The organism is Streptomyces sp. YJ-C3 (assembly GCF_053891275.1).
In genome coordinates, this window is sequence record NZ_CM132685.1 from 7,741,684 (window position 1) to 7,759,675 (window position 17,992).

The window sequence follows — 17,992 nt, forward strand, 5'->3', positions numbered from 1 at the left end:
ACCCCCTTTCCGTAGACGATCAACAGCCTCACGGTAACGGCGGTGTCACCAGGACTCGGCGCCCTGCCGGGGGCCCTGCGGCAGCGCGGGTTCGCCCTTGGCGGCGCGCAGTTTCAGGCCCACGAGCGGGAACACCAGCACGGACAGCATCGCGGCGCCGACCAGCGCCGCCGCCTCGTCGGTGCGCAGCACCCCGGCGTCGACGCCGATCGTGGTGATGGCGACGACGAGCGGCAGCGCGGTCGACGCGAAGAGGGTGAGCGCGCGCCGGTCCCGGGCGGCCAGGTCCCGCGGCGCGAGCACGTACACCGGCAGTCCGCGCACCACCAGGAACAGCACCAGGAAGACGGGCAGCAGCAACAGCGCCCGTCCGCCCTCCAGCAGCGCCTTCAGGTCGAACTCGATGCCGGTGACGACGAAGAAGATCGGCACCAGGAACCCGAACCCCATCGCCTCCACCTTCCCCACGACCTCGTGCGCGCTGTCGGGGGCCGCGCCGTGCAGGACGAGGCGGACGACCATGCCGGCGGCGAAGGCGCCGAGCAGCACGTCCACGCCGAGGGCCTGCGACGCGCCCAGCATCAGCGCGAGCAGCAGCACCACGAGCCGCACCGCGAACTGGCCGCTGCTGTGCAGGGTCTTCGCGATGACCTGGGCGAACCACGGCGGCCGCGGCCGCATCGCCCAGAGCACGGCGCCCGCCGTGATCGCCGCGAAGGCCGCGAGCAGCACCGCGGACTCGGCGGGCGAGCGCCCGCTGAGCAGCAGCGCCATCGCGATGATCGGCCCGAACTCGCCCACCGCGCCGATCGCCAGCATCACGGACCCGAACCGGGAGTGCAGGTCGCCCGAGTCCCGCAGCACCGGCAGGATCGTGCCGAGGGCGGTGCTGGTGAGGGCCGTCCCGAGGTAGACGCCCTTCGCGTACGACCAGCCGCTCAGCGCGCAGGCGAGCACGAGGCCGGCGGCGAGCGAGATCAGCCAGGCCCAGGCGGACCGTTTGAGGGTGTCGCCGCGGATCTTGTCGAACTCGATCTCGTACCCGGCGAGAAAGATCAGCATCGAGAGCCCGAGCTGCGAGAGGGCGTCGACGACCTCGCCCTGCCCCGCCCAGCCCAGTACGTCGGGCCCGACGACGATGCCCAGCAGGATCTCGAAGATCACGAGCGGGACCGGCAGCCAGCGCCCCGCGCCATAGGCCAGCAGGGGTGCCAGGACCGCGATGACCATGATCAGGATGAGCGTTCCAGACTGCGACATACCGGGTGCTTATCATAAACTTCCGGCAAATCCCCCACATCTGCCGCCAGTTCGAGGGAAGTCAGAGGGAACCGCCGTGACGCACCCCCAGCCCCCCGGAGCCCCCCGGGCCCGCATCCCCCAGCAGCCCCCGCCGCCCGGACCGCAGATCCGCCCGGGCCTCTGGAAGCGCTGCCTGTGGGGCGGTCTGACCCTGTGGGTCCTGACGGCGATCGTCACGTACGCCACGAAGAACACCACCCTGCTCCCCACGCTCATCCTGCTGGGCAGCTTCCTGGTGCCCGCGGTCTTCGTGCTCTGGGCGTACGAGCGGCACGGCCGCGACCTGGGCGTGAGCCTGATCCTGGGCTGCTTCCTGGTCGGCGGCGTGCTCGGCGTGCTGGGCGCCTCGGTGATGGAGTACTACCTCCTGCATCCCTCGGTGTGGATCTTCGTCGGCGTCGGGCTGATCGAGGAGGCGGTGAAGCTCCTCGCCCTCATGTACGTACTGCACCGCCATCCGCGCATCCACGGGCTGCGTGCCGGGCTCGTCCTGGGCGCCACGGTCGGCTTCGGCTTCGCGGCGTTCGAGAGCGCGGGCTACGCCTTCAACGCGGCGGTCACCATGAAGGGCATCGACCTGCGCTCCCTGCTGGAGACGGAGGTGCTGCGCGGTCTGCTCGCGCCGTTCGGCCACGGCCTGTGGACGGCGATCTCCGGCGCCGCGCTCCTCTCCTTCCGCAGGCCGGACGGCCGCTACCGCTTCGCCGCCCCGGTGATCCTCACCTATCTGGGCGTCTCCCTCCTGCACGCCCTGTGGGACTCGATGCACGGCATCGCGATCTGGCTGGTGGCCCGCATCACCGGCGCGGGTCTGGATCCCGCCCTCTTCGCCCAGGGCTACATCCCCGAGCCCACGGACACCCAGGAGCACCTCTTCACGCTCTTCTCGGTCGGCGGGCTCGTCCTGGTCTCGCTCCTCGGCATCGGCTGGGCGCGCTCGCTGGCCCGCCGCGACCCGTCTTGGAAAAATACCCCCTAGGGGTATAGGGTCCCTAGTGTCAGGAGATGCCGGGGGTACCCGGCCCTTCACCCGGCCTTCCAGCAAGGAGAACGACATGAGCGCCCAGACCGAGCTCCACCAGATCGGCGGCGAGTCCGCGGAGACCACCGGTTCCTGCTGTGGCGGCGCCTGTCACACGGACGCCGCGACCCCGGCCGCCGAGGGCTCCGTCACCACGGTCTACCAGGTCAAGGGCATGACCTGCGGCCACTGCGAGGGCGCGGTCACCGCGGAGATCTCCGAGCTCGCCGGCGTCTCCTCCGTCCAGGCGGTCGCCGCCACCGGCCAGGTCACGGTGGTCTCCGCGGCCCCGCTCGACCAGGAGGCCGTCCGCGCCGCCGTCGACGAGGCCGGATACGAGCTGACCGGCCGGGCCTGACCGCGACCCGGGCCGGGCCGCACCGGCCCGGCCCGTCCGCCGTACCCTCGACAGCACCATGACGGACGCACCCTCCACCGAGACCGACCTCGCCATCGGCGGCATGACCTGCGCCTCCTGCTCCGCCCGCATCGAGCGGAAGCTCAACCGCCTCGAAGGCGTGACGGCGACGGTCAACCTGGCCACGGAGAAGGCGAAGGTCTCCTACGCCGCCGACATCGGCCTGGACACCCTGATCCAGACGATCACCAAGTTGGGCTACACGGCGGAACCGATCATCAAGGCCCGGCCCGAGCCCGAGGTCGAGACGAGCCCCGTCAGGGACGCGGGGAACGGCGCGACCGGACACGACGCACCGGCAGACGCCAACACCGCAGAAGCCCCGGCGGCGAGCGGCGCAGCGACCCCGATCGGCCGGCGCCTCAGGATCTCCGCGGTCCTCACGGCCCCGGTGATTCTCCTCGCCATGATCCCCGCGCTGCAGTTCGACAACTGGCAATGGCTGTCGCTGACCCTGGCCGCCCCGGTCGTGGTCTGGGGCGGCCTGCCCTTCCACCGCGCCGCGTGGACCAACGCCCGCCACGGCGCGGCCACCATGGACACCCTCGTCTCCCTGGGCACGCTGGCCGCCTTCGGCTGGTCCCTGTGGGCCCTGTTCCTCGGCGACGCCGGGATGCCGGGAATGCGGCACGGGTTCACGTTCGTCACGGAGGGGGCCGACGCCTCCTCCACGATCTACCTCGAAGTCGCCTCGGGCGTCGTCACGTTCATCCTCGTCGGCCGCTACCTGGAGGCCCGTGCCAAGCGCAGCGCGGGCGCCGCGCTGCGGGCGCTGCTCGAACTCGGCGCGAAGGACGTCGCCCTGCTGACCCCGGAGGGCACCGAAGTACGCGTCCCGGCCGGACGGCTGGCACCCGGTGACCGCTTCGTCGTCCGGCCCGGGGAGAAGATCGCCACCGACGGCACGGTCGTCGAGGGCGCCGGCGCCGTCGACGCCTCCGTCCTCACCGGCGAATCGGTCCCCATGGACGTGACCGTCGGGGACAGCGTCACCGGAGCGACCGTCAACGCCGGCGGGCGGCTCGTCGTGGAGGCCACCCGGGTCGGCGCCGACACCCAGCTCGCCCGGATGGCGAAGCTCGTCGAGGACGCGCAGACCGGCAAGGCACGGGTGCAGCGCCTGGCCGACCGGGTCTCGGCCGTCTTCGTCCCTGCGGTCGTCGCCCTCGCGCTCGGCACTCTGCTCGTACGCCTTCTCGCCGGCGGTGACACCACCACCGCGTTCGGCTCGGCGGTCGCCGTGCTGATCATCGCCTGCCCGTGCGCGCTCGGCCTGGCCACCCCGACCGCGCTCATGGCCGGCACCGGCCGCGGCGCCCAGCTCGGCATCCTCATCAAGGGCCCCGAGGCCCTGGAGAACACCCGCGCGGTCGACACGATCGTCCTCGACAAGACCGGCACCGTGACCACAGGGCGGATGACGCTCCTCGCCACGCACCCGGCCGACGGCGTCGACGAGAAGGACCTGCTGCGCCTGGCCGGTGCCGTGGAGCACGCCTCCGAGCACCCGGTGGCCCGCGCCGTCGCCGCGGGCGCCGCCGACCGTGCGGGCGAGCTGCCCCCGGTCGAGGACTTCGCCGCCGTCCCCGGGCTCGGCGTGCGCGGCACGGTGGAGGGCCGCACCGTCCTCGTGGGACGCGAGCGGCTGTTCGTCGACGCCGGGATCGAGCTGCCGCCGGCGCTCGCGACGGCCAGGCGGGCCGCCGAGGCGGAGGGCGGCACGGCGGTCACCGTCGCCTGGGACGGCGTGGCACGCGGTGTCCTGACCGTCACCGACGCCGTCAAGGACACGAGCGCCCGGGCCGTCACCGAGCTGCGCGCGCTGGGCCTCACCCCGATCCTGCTGACCGGCGACAACCGGGCCGCGGCCGCGGCCGTCGCGCAGGCGGTGGGCATCGACCCCGGCCAGGTGATCGCCGAGGTCCTGCCGCAGGACAAGGTCGACGTGATCCGGCAGCTGCAGGCCGAGGGGCGGGGCGTGGCGATGGCCGGTGACGGGGTCAACGACGCCGCCGCGCTGGCCGCCGCCGACCTGGGCCTGGCGATGGGGACCGGGACGGACGCGGCGATCGAGGCGGGGGATCTGACGCTGGTCCGCGGGGACCTGCGGGTCGCGGCGGACGCGATCCGGCTCTCCCGCCGCACCCTGGCCACGATCAAGGGCAACCTCTGCTGGGCCTTCGGCTACAACGTCGCCGCGCTGCCGCTGGCCGCCGCCGGCCTGCTGAATCCGATGATCGCGGGGGCCGCGATGGCCTTCTCCTCGGTGTTCGTGGTCACAAACAGCCTGCGACTTCGCAGATTCATCTAGCCAGATCTGGACCTCCACACAATCCACACGGCACAATTGCAGCACTCTCACGCTAGAGGTCCACATCTACAAATGTGGCCTCTTGCGTACACACGGGACATATGCGGGAGACGCAGATCACACTGATGGGAACGTAACCCTTTATCGGTCTCGTGAGTCTAAGGAGGCGATGCAGAAACGTCTTGGGGGGCGAATCTGCATTGAGCGGGGCCGTCTTGGGGGACGGACCCGACTGCGTTGGCCGGGGCACGTGCACCGGGGAGCTTGAGCGGCCCACCCGTACGTACGTGTTCCGGCGGCCGACGCGGACACCAAAGACGCCCGGCCGGATCCCGTGGGGGGAATCCGCACCGGGAAAAAGGAAAGCGCCCCGACTGTCAGCCCGTGGGGGGACTGGCAGGGGGGCGCTTTCCGCTGCTTACGGCCAGAAGCCGGAGCGGTGGAGGCTCAGCGCTCCTCGACGGGCACGAAGTCCCGCTCGACGACACCCGTGTAGATCTGGCGCGGGCGGCCGATGCGCGAACCCGGCTCCTTGATCATCTCGTGCCACTGGGCGATCCAGCCCGGGAGGCGGCCCAGCGCGAAGAGCACCGTGAACATCTCGGTCGGGAAGCCCATGGCCCGGTAGATCAGGCCGGTGTAGAAGTCGACGTTCGGGTAGAGCTTGCGCTCGACGAAGTAGTCGTCGGCCAGCGCGTGCTCTTCCAGCTTCAGCGCGATGTCGAGCAGCTCGTCGCTCTTGCCGAGCGCCGAGAGGACGTCGTGCGCCGCCGCCTTGATGATCTTCGCCCGCGGGTCGAAGTTCTTGTAGACGCGGTGCCCGAAGCCCATGAGCTTCACGCCGTCTTCCTTGTTCTTCACCTTGCGGATGAAGGTGTCGACGTCGCCGCCGGAGGCCTGGATGCCCTCGAGCATCTCCAGCACCGACTGGTTGGCGCCGCCGTGCAGCGGGCCCCACAGTGCGGAGATGCCGGCGGAGATCGAGGCGAACATGTTCGCCTGCGAGGAGCCGACCAGACGCACGGTGGACGTCGAACAGTTCTGCTCGTGGTCCGCGTGCAGGATCAGCAGCTTGTCCAGCGCGGAGACGACCGTCGGGTCCAGCTCGTACTCGGCGGCCGGCACGGAGAACGTCATGCGCAGGAAGTTCTCGACGTAGCCGAGGTCGTTGCGCGGGTAGACCACCGGGTGGCCGACCGACTTCTTGTACGCGTACGCCGCGATCGTCGGAAGCTTGGCGAGCAGGCGGATCGTCGAGAGGTGCCGCTGCTTCTCGTCGAAGGGGTTGTGGCTGTCCTGGTAGAAGGTGGACAGCGCCGAGACCACGGACGAGAGCATGGCCATCGGGTGGGCGTCGCGCGGGAACCCGTCGTAGAACCGCTTGACGTCCTCGTGCAGCAGGGTGTGCTGCGTGATCTCGTTCTTGAAAGTGGAGAGCTCGTCGACGGTGGGGAGCTCACCGTTGATCAGCAGGTACGCCACCTCGGTGAAGGTGGAACGCTCGGCCAGCTGCTCGATCGGGTAACCGCGGTAGCGCAGGATGCCCTGCTCGCCGTCCAGGTAGGTGATCGCGGATTTATAGGCGGCGGTGTTGCCGTATCCGCTGTCGAGGGTCACCAGTCCTGTCTGGGCCCGGAGCTTCCCGATGTCGAAGCCCTTGTCGCCGACGGTGCTGTCGATCACCGGGTAGGTGTACTCGCCATCGCCGTACCGCAGTACTACAGAGTTGTCGCTCACGTCATCCCTCACCGACGTAGTGCCTCTTCTTCGAGGTGCCCTGACTGTCTCTACCATCCCCCACTTGGCCTAGCAGAGTGCACTCGGGGTCGACCATTGGGCCTATTGGCGGCACTGAGTGCCGCTAACCTGCTCATCCTGCCCCCTTCGCCCTGGTTCCGGAAGAGCTGTGTGACGTTTGCGACTCGTTTGATCGATCAAACCTGGTCGGAGGCGTCACCGGGCCCCGCCGGACAGCCGGAAATCGAGCGCGGTGCACCGTCTGCCCGCCGAAACGGTCCGCACGGCCTGCCCCAGAGCCTTCCGTGAACCGACCAGGACCACCAGCCTCTTCGCACGGGTGACTGCCGTGTAGAGGAGATTCCGCTGGAGCATCATCCAGGCTCCGGTGGTGACCGGGATCACCACGCACGGGTACTCGCTGCCCTGCGAGCGGTGGATGGTGACCGCGTAGGCGTGCGCCAGCTCGTCCAGTTCGTCGAAGTCGTACGGGACTTCCTCGTCCTCGTCCGTCCGTACGGTCAGCTTCTGCTCGTCCGCGTCGAGGGAGGTGACGACGCCGACCGTGCCGTTGAAGACGCCGTTCTCCCCCTTCTCGTAGTTGTTCCTGATCTGGGTGACCTTGTCGCCGACGCGGAAGACACGGCCGCCGAACCGCTTCTCGGGCAGCTCCGGGCGGCCCGGCGTGATGGCCTGCTGGAGCAGTCCGTTGAGCGTGCCCGCGCCGGCCGGGCCGCGGTGCATCGGGGCGAGGACCTGGACGTCGCGCCGCGGGTCGAGCCCGAACTTCGCGGGGATGCGCCGCGCCGCCACGTCGACCGTGAGCCGCCCCGCCTCCTCCGTGTCCTCCTCGACGAACAGGAAGAAGTCCTTGAGGCCCTGGGTGACGGGCGGCGTACCGGAGTTGATCCGGTGCGCGTTCGTGACGACGCCGGACTGCTGGGCCTGCCGGAAGATGCGCGTCAGGCGCACGGCGGGGACCGGGCTGCCCTCGGCCAGCATGTCGCGCAGCACCTCGCCCGCGCCGACGCTCGGCAACTGGTCCACGTCCCCGACGAACAGCAGATGCGCGCCGGGCGGGACGGCCTTCACCAGCTTGTTGGCCAGGAGCAGGTCGAGCATGGACGCCTCGTCGACCACCACGAGGTCCGCGTCGAGCGGCCGGTCCTTGTCGTACGCGGCGTCGCCCCCGGGCCTCAGCTCCAGCAGCCGGTGGACGGTGGACGCCTGTGCTCCGGTCAGCTCGGCGAGGCGCTTGGCGGCGCGGCCGGTCGGCGCGGCGAGCACCACCTTCGCCTTCTTCGCGCGGGCCAGCTCCACGATCGAGCGCACGGTGAACGACTTGCCGCAGCCGGGGCCGCCGGTGAGCACCGCGACCTTCTGCGTCAGCGCGAGCCGGACGGCCTCCTCCTGCTCGGGCGCGAGCTCCGCGCCCGTCCGGCCCGAGAGCCAGGCCAGGGCCTTGTCCCAGGCCACGTCCCGGAAGGCGGGCATCCGGTCCTGGTCCGTGCGCAGCAGCCGCGTCAGCTGGGCGGAGAGCGACAGTTCGGCCCGGTGGAAGGGGACGAGATAGATGGCGGTGACCGGCTCGCCGTGCTCGCCGGGCACCTGCTCCCGTACGACACCGGGCTCGCCGGAGTCCTCGTCGGGCAGGGCCAGTTCGGCCAGGCACTCGATGACCAGGCCGGTGTCGACCTGGAGCAGCTTGACCGCGTCGGCGATCAGCCGCTCCTCGGGCAGGAAGCAGTGTCCCTGGTCGGTGGACTGCGAAAGGGCGTACTGGAGACCGGCCTTGACGCGCTCGGGGCTGTCGTGCGGGATGCCGACGGACTGCGCGATGCGGTCGGCGGTGAGGAAGCCGATGCCCCAGACGTCGGAGGCGAGCCGGTACGGCTGGTTCTTCACGACGGAGATGGAGGCGTCCCCGTACTTCTTGTAGATGCGCACGGCGATGGACGTCGACACGTCGACGGACTGCAGGAAGACCATCACCTCCTTGATGGCCTTCTGCTCCTCCCACGCGTCGGCGATCTTCTTGGTGCGCTTGGGGCCGAGGCCCGGCACCTCGATCAGCCGCTTCGGCTCCTGCTCGATGATGTCGAGGGTGTCCAGTCCGAAGTGCTGGGTGATGCGGTCGGCGAAGATCGGCCCGATGCCCTTGACCAGGCCGGATCCGAGGTAGCGGCGGATGCCCTGGATCGTGGCGGGCAGCACCGTCGTGTAGTTCTCGACGGTGAACTGCTTGCCGTACTGGGGGTGCGAGCCCCAGCGGCCCTGCATCCGCAGCGACTCCCCCACCTGCGCGCCGAGCAGCGAGCCGACGACGGTCAGCAGGTCACCGCCGCCTCTGCCGGTGTCCACCCGCGCGACCGTGTACCCCGACTCCTCGTCGGCGTACGTGATCCGCTCGAGGACCCCCTCCAGCACCGCCATCGGCCGTACGGCCGTCGCCTGCTCCTTCGCCATGATCCGACGGTAGCGGTGGGGTCCGACAACGGAACAGGGGCCCGGAAGAACCTGCCCCGTGAAGCTGTTCTGCGGCCGTTCAGGCGACTTACCGAGGCATTGCAGGTCCGAATGAACGATCCTGCGTGACTTAATTCCATTCGGCGCGGTTCCAGCAGATCGACAGTCACGAAAAAAGTTACTGTCACCTCCCCCACCTAGAACTGGAGCAGAAATGATCCGCAAGGTTCTGGCCGGTGCCGCACTGGCGACCGCCGCAGCCGCAGCGACCGTCGGCAGCACGGGCGTGGCCTCGGCCACCACCGGCGGCCCGGAGGCCGAGAACATGCAGACCAGCGCGCACGACATGAACCAGGCCGCGCGCGTCGCCTACGGCGACACGACCAGCGGGACCGGCTCCTCGGAGTTCGCCACCCGCAACGGTGACGTCGCCATCGCCGGTGACCCGGGCGGCATCCTGAACAGCTACGGCGCCCCGTTCGTCGACGTCGACCTGCGCTGCGCCGTCCCCGCGGCCCAGGGTGTGGGCGGCAACGTCCTCGGCGGCCCGGTCACCACGTGCAACAACGCGCCGGTCGACCAGTTCGACGCCCCCGAGCGCATCATCTGAGAACCGCTCCGGCATTTCCCTTCCTTCAGAGCGGGTTGCGGTAAAGCCCTCTTTCGGCCGCGTTTTCTCCTTGCGCGGCCGAGGGGGGCTTTCCGTTGTCCTTTTCCGTTTCCCGTTTCCAATTGCCCGCATTTCGTTTTCCGGTTTCCGTTTCCTGCCGGTGCCGTGAGCCCGGGGCGGGCCGCCGTCCTCTTCCGCCCGCCGTCTAGGGTTCCGGCATGGACGGGACGAACGGAGCGGCCGTGCCGCCGGTGAGCGTGCGACGGCTGCTGCCCGATCTGCTGACGGCCGTCGCGCCCGTGGTGGGCGAGCGGCTGGCGGGGATCTGGCTGTACGGGTCGGCGGTCACGGGGTCCTTCGAGCGGGGCGTCAGCGACGTGGACGTGCTGATCGGCGTGAGCGGTGAACTCGATCTGGATCCGGCCGGGTTGGAGACCGCCCTGGCGCACGTCCTGCGGGCCCGTCCGGGCTTCCGTGACCGGCTCGACCTGACGTTCGCCCCTGCCGCCGCGCTCGCCGGAGGTCTGCTGGAGCCGCTGCTGGTGATCTCCCCCGGCGAACCGCTGCACAGCACGCGCGTGGCGCCCCGCTGGGCGTTGACGCGGGCGCTCGTACGGGAGACCGGTCTGACCCTGGCGGGCCGGCCGGCGCGGGAGGCGCTGGCCGCGGCCGGTGCCGAGGAGCTGCGGACGGCGCTCATCGACTCCGTCGCGGAACTGCGGAGCGCGGCCTCTCAGGTACGTCATCGGGGCGGCCAGGCGTATGTCGTGCTGACCGCGTGCCGCGCCCTGCGCGCCCTGACCACCGGGGAGTTGACCGACAAGGGCGCGGCGGCGGCCTGGACCGCCGAGCGGTGGCCGCGGCTGCGGCCGCTGCTGGAGGCGGCGCTGGCGTGGCGGCGGACGCAGGCGGTGCGGGACGAGACGCCGCTGCCTTCGGAACTGGCCCCGCTCCTGGACGAGTTGCTCGGTCTGGCGGCGGCGTCGGCGGTCACCGGGAGGACCTGACGGCGCGGCCCCGGGATCCTCCGGCCGCCCGTCGCCGATGATTTTCCGGCGCGGCCACGGTCCTACAGGCGACACACACCGACCGCACCGGAGGACAGGGACACCATGACGACCACCAAGGGCCCCGCCAGCTACTTCCCGTCGATCGAGAAGAAGTACGGGCAGCCGGTCTCGCACTGGCAGGAGCTCATCCGGTCCTCGCCGCTCACCAGGCACATGGAGCTGGTCGCCTGGCTGAAGTCCGAGCACGGGCTCGGCCACGGGCACGCCAACGCGCTCGTCGCGCACACCCTCGCCGAGTCGAAGAAGTGAACCGGTCCCCGCGCGGGAAGTGAGCCGGGGCGGGCTCAGATCCCGCCCATCGGCTCCACGTCGACCTTCACCGGCGTCCCCCACACCCGCACGACCTCGTAGTCCGTGAACTCGTGCACCAGCCGGTACGCCATCGCCGCGTCCGGACGGCGGCGCTGCGCGGCCAGATAGAGGTCCGCCTCGCGCCGGTCGTGGCGGGGGGTGCCGCACAGCTGCCACACCTGCCCGGTCCACATCTCCGGGATCCAGCGCTGCTGGGGCTGCGGGCGGTCCTCGCGCGTGCCGTAGCGCGACAGCACCGGCTGCTGCTCGGCGCGCGGGCGGGCGGGACCGCCCCCGTACTCGGAGCGGCGGGCCTGGCGGCGGCGCGTCTCGCACAGCAGGCACAGGTCGGGCGCCGACTCGTCGACCGCGCCCTGGGGGTGCTCGCGGCAGCGGGTCGTGGGCGCGGCGCCGCTGACCGTCTCGTCGAGCAGCTCCAGGGCGCGCTTCACATCGCCCCGCACCTCATGGAGCTTGGCGTCCGTCGCGTCGCCGGTGAGACCTTCGCCGTGCTCGCCGAGCAGGCGCAGGGCGCGGCCGAGTGCGGTGAGCTGCGCGTGGTTCACGGTCGTGTGCTCCGTCTCCGTCTTCCGTAGGCCATGGCGTGCTCCATGACCCATGGGTTCGTGCGTTCTCCACCATCGCACGCGGCGCCGACAACACCCCGCTCCCATCACGATCCGGTCACGACAACCGGAGCCCCTCTTGTCACAGCCTCGTGTAATCGATTCCAATCCTCCGTGTAATCGATTCCACGCACATGTGCACCGCCCGCTCCACACACGAGCACCCCGCGCATGCGCCCCCGCAGCCACAAGGAGGTGGTCTGTGATGTCGTCGAGCGCGAGCATCAAGGACGTCGCGGCCGCGGCCGGGGTCTCCGTCGCCACGGTCTCCCGCGTCCTCAACAGCCATCCGTCCGTCAGTCCGGACGCCCGGGCCCGGGTGCTGGCCGCCGTGGAGTCGCTCGGCTACCGGCCCAACGCCGTCGCCCGCTCCCTGCGCACCGACCAGACCCGCACGCTCGGCCTGGTCATCAGCGACGTGCTGAACCCGTACTTCACCGAGCTGGCCCGCTCCGTCGAGGAGGAGGCCCGCGCCCTCGGCTACAGCGTGATCATCGGCAACGCCGACGAGCAGCCCGGACTCCAGGACCACCACGTCCGCACCCTGCTGGACCGGCGCATCGACGGGCTGCTCGTCTCCCCCACCGACGGCGGCTCCCCGCTGATGCTGGACGCGGCCCGGGCCGGCACCCCCATGGTCTTCGTCGACCGGTGGATCCCGGGGGTCGACGTGCCGGTCGTACGCTCCGACGGGCGGGCCGCCATCCGCGACCTCGTCGCTCATCTGCACCGGCTCGGGCACCGCAGGCTCGCCATCATCGCGGGCCCGGCCGCCACCACGACCGGCAGCGAGCGCGTCGCCGCCTTCCGCGAGGCGCTCGCCTCGTACGCGATCGAGCTGCCGGACGCCTACATCGGGCAGGGCGACTTCCAGGCGGGCAGCGGGCGCCGTGTGACGGACACGTTCCTGGACCTGCCCGAGCCGCCCGAGGTCGTGTTCGCGGCCGACAACCTCATGGCGCTCGGCGCGCTGGACGCGATCCGCGCGCGCGGGCTGCGCGTCCCGGACGACATCGCGCTCGCCGCGTTCGACGACATCCCCTGGTTCGTGCACACCGACCCGCCGGTCACGGCGATCGCCCAGCCGACGAAGGAGCTGGGACGGGCCGCCGTGCGCGCCCTGGTGGACCGCATCGAGGGCCGCCCGCCCGCGTCGGTCACCCTCCCCGCGCACCTCGTCGTACGGCACTCGTGCGGCGAACCGCGCAACCCAGAACCGCGTACCTCGACAGAACCGCGTACCTCGACGGAGAGGAGCAACCGGTGAGCAACCCGGACGAGTTGCTGCGTATCGAAGGGATACGGAAGACCTTCCCCGGCGTGGTCGCGCTCGACAGCGTCGACTTCGACCTGCGCCGCGGCGAGGTACACGTCCTGCTCGGCGAGAACGGGGCCGGCAAGAGCACGCTGATCAAGATGCTCTCCGGTGCCTACACGCCCGACGAGGGCCGCATCACCGTCGGCGGCGAGCAGGTCCGTATCCATGGCGCGCAGGACGCCGAACGGCTCGGGATCGCCACGATCTATCAGGAGTTCAATCTCGTTCCTGATCTGACCGTGGCCGAGAACATCTTCCTGGGGCGCCAGCCGCGCCGCTTCGGTCTCATCGACCGCAAGAAGATGGACGCCGACGCCGAAGCGCTCCTCGCGCGCGTGGGCGTGAACGTGTCGCCACGCGCGCGTGTCCGTGAACTGGGCATCGCCCGGCTCCAGATGGTCGAGATCGCGAAGGCGCTCAGCCTGGACGCCCGTGTGCTGATCATGGACGAGCCGACCGCCGTGCTCACCTCCGAGGAGGTGGAGAAGCTCTTCGCGATCGTGCGGGCGCTGCGCGCGGACGGTGTCGGCGTCGTCTTCATCACGCACCACCTGGAGGAGATCGCCGCTCTCGGCGACCGGGTCACCGTGATCCGGGACGGCCGCAGCGTCGGGCAGGTCCCGGCGTCGACGCCCGAGGACGAGCTGGTCCGGCTCATGGTGGGCCGGTCGATCGAGCAGCAGTACCCGCGGGAGCGGCCCGACACCGGCGCCGCGCTGCTGAAGGTCGAGGGGCTGAGCCGCGACGGCGTCTTCCACGACGTGAGCTTCGAGGTGCGGGCCGGCGAGGTCGTCGGTATCGCGGGGCTGGTGGGCGCCGGGCGCACCGAGGTCGTCCGCGCGGTCTTCGGGGCCGATCCGTACGACGCGGGCCGGGTCGAGGTCGGCGGGGTCCGGCTCCCCCGCCACGACGTGAACGCCGCCATGGCCGCCGGGATCGGGCTCGTGCCCGAGGACCGCAAGGGCCAGGGCCTCGTCCTCGACCAGTCGGTGGCGGAGAACCTGGGCCTCGTGACCCTGCGGACGGCGACCCGGGCCGGGTTCGTCGACCTCAAGGGACAGCACGCGGCGGCCGAGCGGATCGCCGGCCAACTGGGCGTGCGGATGGCCGGGTTGGGCCAGCACGTGCGCACCCTGTCCGGCGGCAACCAGCAGAAGGTCGTCATCGGCAAGTGGCTGCTCGCCGACATCAAGGTGCTGATCCTCGACGAGCCGACGCGCGGCATCGACGTCGGCGCGAAGGTCGAGATCTACCAGCTGATCAACGAACTGACCGCGGCCGGCCACGCCGTGCTCATGATCTCCAGCGATCTGCCCGAGGTCCTCGGCATGAGCGACCGCGTCCTGGTCATGGCACAGGGCCGCGTCGCCGGTGAACTCGCCGCCGGCGAAGCCACCCAGGACTCCGTGATGGCACTCGCCGTCAGCACCACCAGCACCCTTGAGGAGGAGGGCTCCCGTGACCTCGACAAGCACTGACGCGCACAAGAACGGCACGAGCACGACCAAGGCGGGCGGGGGCCTGCTGCGGCTGCTCCTCGACAACGGCGCGCTGACCGCGCTCGTCGTCCTCGTCATCGCCATGTCGCTGCTGTCCGGCGACTTCCTGACCACCACGAACCTGCTGAACGTCGGCGTGCAGGCGGCCGTGACCGCGATCCTCGCGTTCGGTGTCACCTTCGTCATCGTCTCGGCGGGCATCGACCTGTCGGTCGGCTCGGTGGCGGCCCTGTCCGCGACCATCCTCGCCTGGGCGGCCACGAGCGAGGGCGTGCCGGTCGTGATAGCCGTACTGCTCGCCGTCGTCACGGGTGTGGCGTGCGGATTCGTCAACGGCGCCCTCATCTCGTACGGCAAGCTCCCGCCGTTCATCGCGACGCTGGCGATGCTGTCGGTCGGGCGCGGGCTCTCGCTCGTCATCTCGCAGGGCAGCCCGATCCCCTTCCCCGACTCGGTGTCCCGGCTCGGTGACACGCTGGGCGGCTGGCTGCCGGTGCCGGTCATCGTGATGGTCGTGATGGGCCTGATCACCGCCGTCGTCCTGGGCCGCACGTTCATCGGGCGTTCCATGTACGCGATCGGCGGCAACGAGGAGGCGGCCCGGCTGTCGGGCCTGCGCGTGAAGCGGCAGAAGCTCGTCATCTACGGCCTGTCCGGGCTGTTCGCGGCCGTCGCGGGCATCGTGCTGGCCTCGCGGCTCGCGTCCGCGCAGCCGCAGGCGGCGCAGGGTTACGAGCTGGACGCGATCGCGGCCGTCGTCATCGGCGGGGCCTCGCTGGCCGGTGGCACGGGCAAGGCGTCGGGCACGTTCATCGGCGCACTGATCCTGGCGGTGCTGCGCAACGGTCTCAACCTCCTGTCCGTGTCCGCGTTCTGGCAGCAGGTCGTCATCGGTGTCGTCATCGCGCTCGCGGTGCTGCTCGACACGGTGCGCAGGAAGGCCGGGGCCGCTCCGGCGGCCGCGGGGGCGGGCTCCGGCGGGCCGAAGGGCAAGCAGGCGCTGCAGTACGTGATCGCCGCTGTGGTCGCCGCGGCGATCGTCGGCGGGCTCGCGCTGTGGAACAACGGCTCGTCGTCCGGCGGCAAGAAGGACCTGAAGCTGGGCATGGCCGTCTCCACGCTCAACAACCCCTTCTTCACGGAGATGCGGGCCGGGGCGCAGGCCGAGGCCAGGAAGCAGGGCGTGAAGCTGACGGTGACGGACGCCCAGAACGACGCGTCCCAGCAGGCCAACCAGCTGCAGAACTTCACCAGTGAGGGCATGGGCGCCGTCATCGTGAACCCGGTCGACTCCGACGCCGTCGGGCCGTCCGTGCGCGGCGCCAACGACGCCGGCATCCCCGTCGTCGCCGCCGACCGCGGGGTGAACAAGGCGAAGACCGCCACGCTCGTCGCCTCCGACAACGTCGCGGGCGGCAAGCAGGCCGCGAAGACGCTCGCCGACAAGCTCGGCGGCAAGGGCACGATCGTGATCCTGCAGGGCCAGGCCGGTACGTCCGCGAGCCGCGAGCGCGGCGCGGGCTTCGCCGCGGGCATCAAGGAGTTCCCGGGCATCAAGGTCGTCGCCAAGCAGCCCGCGGACTTCGACCGCACCAAGGGCCTGGACGTCATGACGAACCTGCTCCAGTCGCACGCGGACATCGACGGTGTCTTCGCCGAGAACGACGAGATGGCGCTCGGCGCGATCAAGGCGCTGGGTTCCAAGGCCGGCACGTCGGTGCAGGTCGTCGGCTTCGACGGCACGCCCGACGGCTTCAAGGCGGTCGAGGCGGGCACGCTGTACGCGTCCGTCGCCCAGCAGCCGCGCGAGCTCGGGAAGACGGCCGTGCAGAACGCGATCAGGGCGGCGCAGGACACGAAGATCGCCGGCGCGGTGAAGGTGCCGGTCAAGGTCGTGACGTCGAAGAACGTCGCCGACTTCAAGTGACGCTCTCGTAGCCTTTGCAGTGACGTACGAAGAAAGGCACAGCATGAACACGTACGACCTCCTCGTCGTCGGGTCGGCCAACGCCGACCTGGTGGTGGGCGTCGAGCGGCGCCCCGGCGCCGGGGAGACCGTCCTCGGCTCCGACCTGGTCGTCCACCCGGGCGGCAAGGGCGCCAACCAGGCGGTCGCCGCCGCGAAGCTGGGCGCCCGTACGGCGCTGCTGGCGCGGGTCGGCGACGACGGGCACGGGACGCTGCTGCGGGAGTCGATGGAGTCGGCGGGCGTGGACACGTCCGGCGTGCTGGTCGGCGGGGCGCCCACCGGGGTCGCGCTGATCACGGTCGACCCGTCCGGGGACAACAGCATCGTGGTGTCGCCGGGGGCGAACGGGCGGCTGACGCCCGGGGACGTGCGGGCGGCGGGCGAGCTGTTCGCGGGGGCGAAGGTCGTCTCCGTGATGCTGGAGATCCCGCTGGAGACGGTCGCGGAGGTGGCCCGCGGTCTGGCCGAGGGCGCCCGGCTCGTGCTGAACCCGTCGCCGCCCGCGCCGCTGCCGGACGAGGTGCTGGCGGTGTGCGACCCGCTGATCGTGAACGAGCACGAGGCCCGTGTGGTGCTGGGCTCGCAGGCGGACGGGGACCCCGGGGACCGGGAGGACTGGGCGCGGGCGCTGCTCGCGCTCGGCCCGCGCTCGGTCGTCATCACGCTCGGCTCCGAGGGCGCGCTCGTCGCGGACGCGTCGGGCTCGTCCCGGGTGGCGTCCGTGAAGGTGAAGGCCGTGGACACGACGGGCGCCGGTGACGCGTTCACCGCCGCGCTCGCCTGGCGGCTGGGGACCGGCGAGTCCCTCGCCGAGGCCGCGGCGTACGCGGCCCGGGTCGGCGCCGCCGCCGTCACGAAGGAGGGCGCCCAGGCGTCCTACCCGACCGCCGACGAGGTCGCTGCCCTGTGAAGCGGTCCGGCATTCTCAACCGTCATCTGGCGGGCGCCCTGGCCGAGCTGGGGCACGGGGACGGGGTGCTCGTGTGCGACGCGGGGATGCCGGTCCCGGCGGGGCCGCGCCTCGTCGACCTCGCCTTCCGGGCCGGGGTGCCGTCGTTCGCCGAGGTCCTCGACGGGCTCCTCGACGAGCTGGTGGTCGAGGCGGGGACGGCGGCGCGCGAGGTGCGCTCCGCGAATCCGTCGACGGCCGAGCTGCTGCGGGAGCGGGTGCCGTCGCTCGGCTTCGTCACGCACGAGGAGCTGAAGGGGCTGTCGGCGGGCGCGCGCCTGGTCGTACGGACCGGGGAGGCCCGGCCGTTCGCGAACGTGCTGCTGCGCTGCGGAGTGTTCTTCTAGGCAGTCGCGTCATGGAGCTACGAGGGGCCCGGTCCGCGGACCGGGCCCCTCGACGCTT

The 17,992-nt window shown here is 71.2% G+C and carries 15 protein-coding genes; 11 read left to right on the forward strand and 4 right to left on the reverse strand.

The window, feature by feature from the left end:
- Positions 1-45 precede the first annotated feature (45 nt).
- A complete protein-coding gene (locus ACVHNB_RS34925; protein ID WP_428954572.1) occupies positions 46-1,260 on the reverse strand; it encodes a cation:proton antiporter in 1,215 nt (404 codons plus the stop codon).
- Between the two features lie 76 nt (positions 1,261-1,336).
- Here ACVHNB_RS34925 and ACVHNB_RS34930 point away from each other — a divergent pair, with 76 nt between their 5' ends.
- The 3 genes from ACVHNB_RS34930 to ACVHNB_RS34940 all read left to right on the forward strand — a co-directional run bounded on the left by ACVHNB_RS34930 (position 1,337) and on the right by ACVHNB_RS34940 (position 5,052).
- On the forward strand, positions 1,337-2,281 hold the full coding sequence (locus ACVHNB_RS34930) for a PrsW family intramembrane metalloprotease (RefSeq protein ID WP_428954571.1): 945 nt from the start codon (positions 1,337-1,339) through the stop codon (positions 2,279-2,281).
- Between the two features lie 76 nt (positions 2,282-2,357).
- On the forward strand, positions 2,358-2,681 hold the full coding sequence (locus ACVHNB_RS34935) for a heavy-metal-associated domain-containing protein (protein WP_428954570.1): 324 nt from the start codon (positions 2,358-2,360) through the stop codon (positions 2,679-2,681).
- 58 nt (positions 2,682-2,739) lie between these two features.
- On the forward strand, positions 2,740-5,052 hold the full coding sequence (locus ACVHNB_RS34940; RefSeq protein ID WP_456226722.1) for a heavy metal translocating P-type ATPase: 2,313 nt from the start codon (positions 2,740-2,742) through the stop codon (positions 5,050-5,052).
- 447 nt (positions 5,053-5,499) lie between these two features.
- Here ACVHNB_RS34940 and ACVHNB_RS34945 read toward each other — a convergent pair whose 3' ends face one another.
- A complete protein-coding gene (locus ACVHNB_RS34945) occupies positions 5,500-6,789 on the reverse strand; it encodes a citrate synthase (protein ID WP_428954568.1) in 1,290 nt (429 codons plus the stop codon).
- Positions 6,790-7,005: 216 nt separating this feature from the next.
- Positions 7,006-9,255, reverse strand: coding sequence for an SF1B family DNA helicase RecD2 (recD2, locus tag ACVHNB_RS34950; protein ID WP_428954567.1), 2,250 nt, complete (start codon positions 9,253-9,255; stop codon positions 7,006-7,008).
- A gap of 214 nt (positions 9,256-9,469) precedes the next feature.
- Here recD2 and ACVHNB_RS34955 point away from each other — a divergent pair, with 214 nt between their 5' ends.
- The 3 genes from ACVHNB_RS34955 to ACVHNB_RS34965 all read left to right on the forward strand — a co-directional run bounded on the left by ACVHNB_RS34955 (position 9,470) and on the right by ACVHNB_RS34965 (position 11,184).
- Positions 9,470-9,865, forward strand: coding sequence for a hypothetical protein (locus ACVHNB_RS34955; RefSeq protein WP_428954566.1), 396 nt, complete (start codon positions 9,470-9,472; stop codon positions 9,863-9,865).
- Positions 9,866-10,083: 218 nt separating this feature from the next.
- Positions 10,084-10,872: an aminoglycoside adenylyltransferase domain-containing protein gene (locus ACVHNB_RS34960; protein WP_428954565.1), complete on the forward strand. Its 789-nt coding sequence runs from the start codon at positions 10,084-10,086 to the stop codon at positions 10,870-10,872.
- A 105-nt stretch (positions 10,873-10,977) separates the two neighbouring features.
- A complete protein-coding gene (locus tag ACVHNB_RS34965) occupies positions 10,978-11,184 on the forward strand; it encodes a DUF4287 domain-containing protein (RefSeq protein WP_428954564.1) in 207 nt (68 codons plus the stop codon).
- A gap of 35 nt (positions 11,185-11,219) precedes the next feature.
- On the opposite strand, the gene ACVHNB_RS34970 is transcribed toward ACVHNB_RS34965, so the two are convergent.
- Positions 11,220-11,792 carry a hypothetical protein gene (locus tag ACVHNB_RS34970; protein WP_428954563.1) on the reverse strand — a complete coding sequence of 191 codons (573 nt, stop codon included), beginning with the start codon at positions 11,790-11,792 and terminating at the stop codon, positions 11,220-11,222.
- Between the two features lie 265 nt (positions 11,793-12,057).
- Between ACVHNB_RS34970 and ACVHNB_RS34975 the strand changes: the two genes are divergently transcribed.
- Genes ACVHNB_RS34975 through rbsD form a run of 5 tightly spaced genes read left to right on the forward strand, consistent with a single transcriptional unit; the run spans position 12,058 to position 17,934 of the window.
- Positions 12,058-13,119 carry a LacI family DNA-binding transcriptional regulator gene (locus ACVHNB_RS34975; protein ID WP_428954562.1) on the forward strand — a complete coding sequence of 354 codons (1,062 nt, stop codon included), beginning with the start codon at positions 12,058-12,060 and terminating at the stop codon, positions 13,117-13,119.
- On the forward strand, positions 13,116-14,648 hold the full coding sequence (locus ACVHNB_RS34980) for a sugar ABC transporter ATP-binding protein (RefSeq protein WP_428954561.1): 1,533 nt from the start codon (positions 13,116-13,118) through the stop codon (positions 14,646-14,648). The genes ACVHNB_RS34975 and ACVHNB_RS34980 overlap by 4 nt, the downstream gene beginning before the upstream one ends.
- Positions 14,629-16,596 carry an ABC transporter permease/substrate-binding protein gene (locus ACVHNB_RS34985; protein ID WP_456226723.1) on the forward strand — a complete coding sequence of 656 codons (1,968 nt, stop codon included), beginning with the start codon at positions 14,629-14,631 and terminating at the stop codon, positions 16,594-16,596. Before ACVHNB_RS34980 ends, ACVHNB_RS34985 begins: the two co-directional genes overlap by 20 nt.
- Positions 16,597-16,639: 43 nt before the next feature.
- The gene (locus ACVHNB_RS34990) at positions 16,640-17,548 is read left to right on the forward strand and encodes a ribokinase (protein WP_428954559.1); all 909 of its coding nucleotides are present in this window, start codon (positions 16,640-16,642) and stop codon (positions 17,546-17,548) included.
- A complete protein-coding gene (rbsD, locus tag ACVHNB_RS34995) occupies positions 17,545-17,934 on the forward strand; it encodes a D-ribose pyranase (protein WP_428954558.1) in 390 nt (129 codons plus the stop codon). Before ACVHNB_RS34990 ends, rbsD begins: the two co-directional genes overlap by 4 nt.
- Positions 17,935-17,992 lie beyond the last annotated feature (58 nt).

Excerpts from the sequence above, each read along its gene's own strand:
- ACVHNB_RS34925 (WP_428954572.1), bottom strand. The coding sequence starts at position 1,260 with ATGTCGCAGTCTGGAACGCTCATCCTGATCATGGTCATCGCGGTCCTG.
- ACVHNB_RS34935 (WP_428954570.1), top strand. The coding sequence starts at position 2,358 with ATGAGCGCCCAGACCGAGCTCCACCAGATCGGCGGCGAGTCCGCGGAG.
- ACVHNB_RS34940 (WP_456226722.1), top strand. The coding sequence starts at position 2,740 with ATGACGGACGCACCCTCCACCGAGACCGACCTCGCCATCGGCGGCATG.
- recD2 (WP_428954567.1), bottom strand. The coding sequence starts at position 9,255 with ATGGCGAAGGAGCAGGCGACGGCCGTACGGCCGATGGCGGTGCTGGAG.
- ACVHNB_RS34955 (WP_428954566.1), top strand. The coding sequence starts at position 9,470 with ATGATCCGCAAGGTTCTGGCCGGTGCCGCACTGGCGACCGCCGCAGCC.
- ACVHNB_RS34960 (WP_428954565.1), top strand. The coding sequence starts at position 10,084 with ATGGACGGGACGAACGGAGCGGCCGTGCCGCCGGTGAGCGTGCGACGG.
- ACVHNB_RS34965 (WP_428954564.1), top strand. The coding sequence starts at position 10,978 with ATGACGACCACCAAGGGCCCCGCCAGCTACTTCCCGTCGATCGAGAAG.
- ACVHNB_RS34975 (WP_428954562.1), top strand. The coding sequence starts at position 12,058 with ATGTCGTCGAGCGCGAGCATCAAGGACGTCGCGGCCGCGGCCGGGGTC.
- ACVHNB_RS34990 (WP_428954559.1), top strand. The coding sequence starts at position 16,640 with ATGAACACGTACGACCTCCTCGTCGTCGGGTCGGCCAACGCCGACCTG.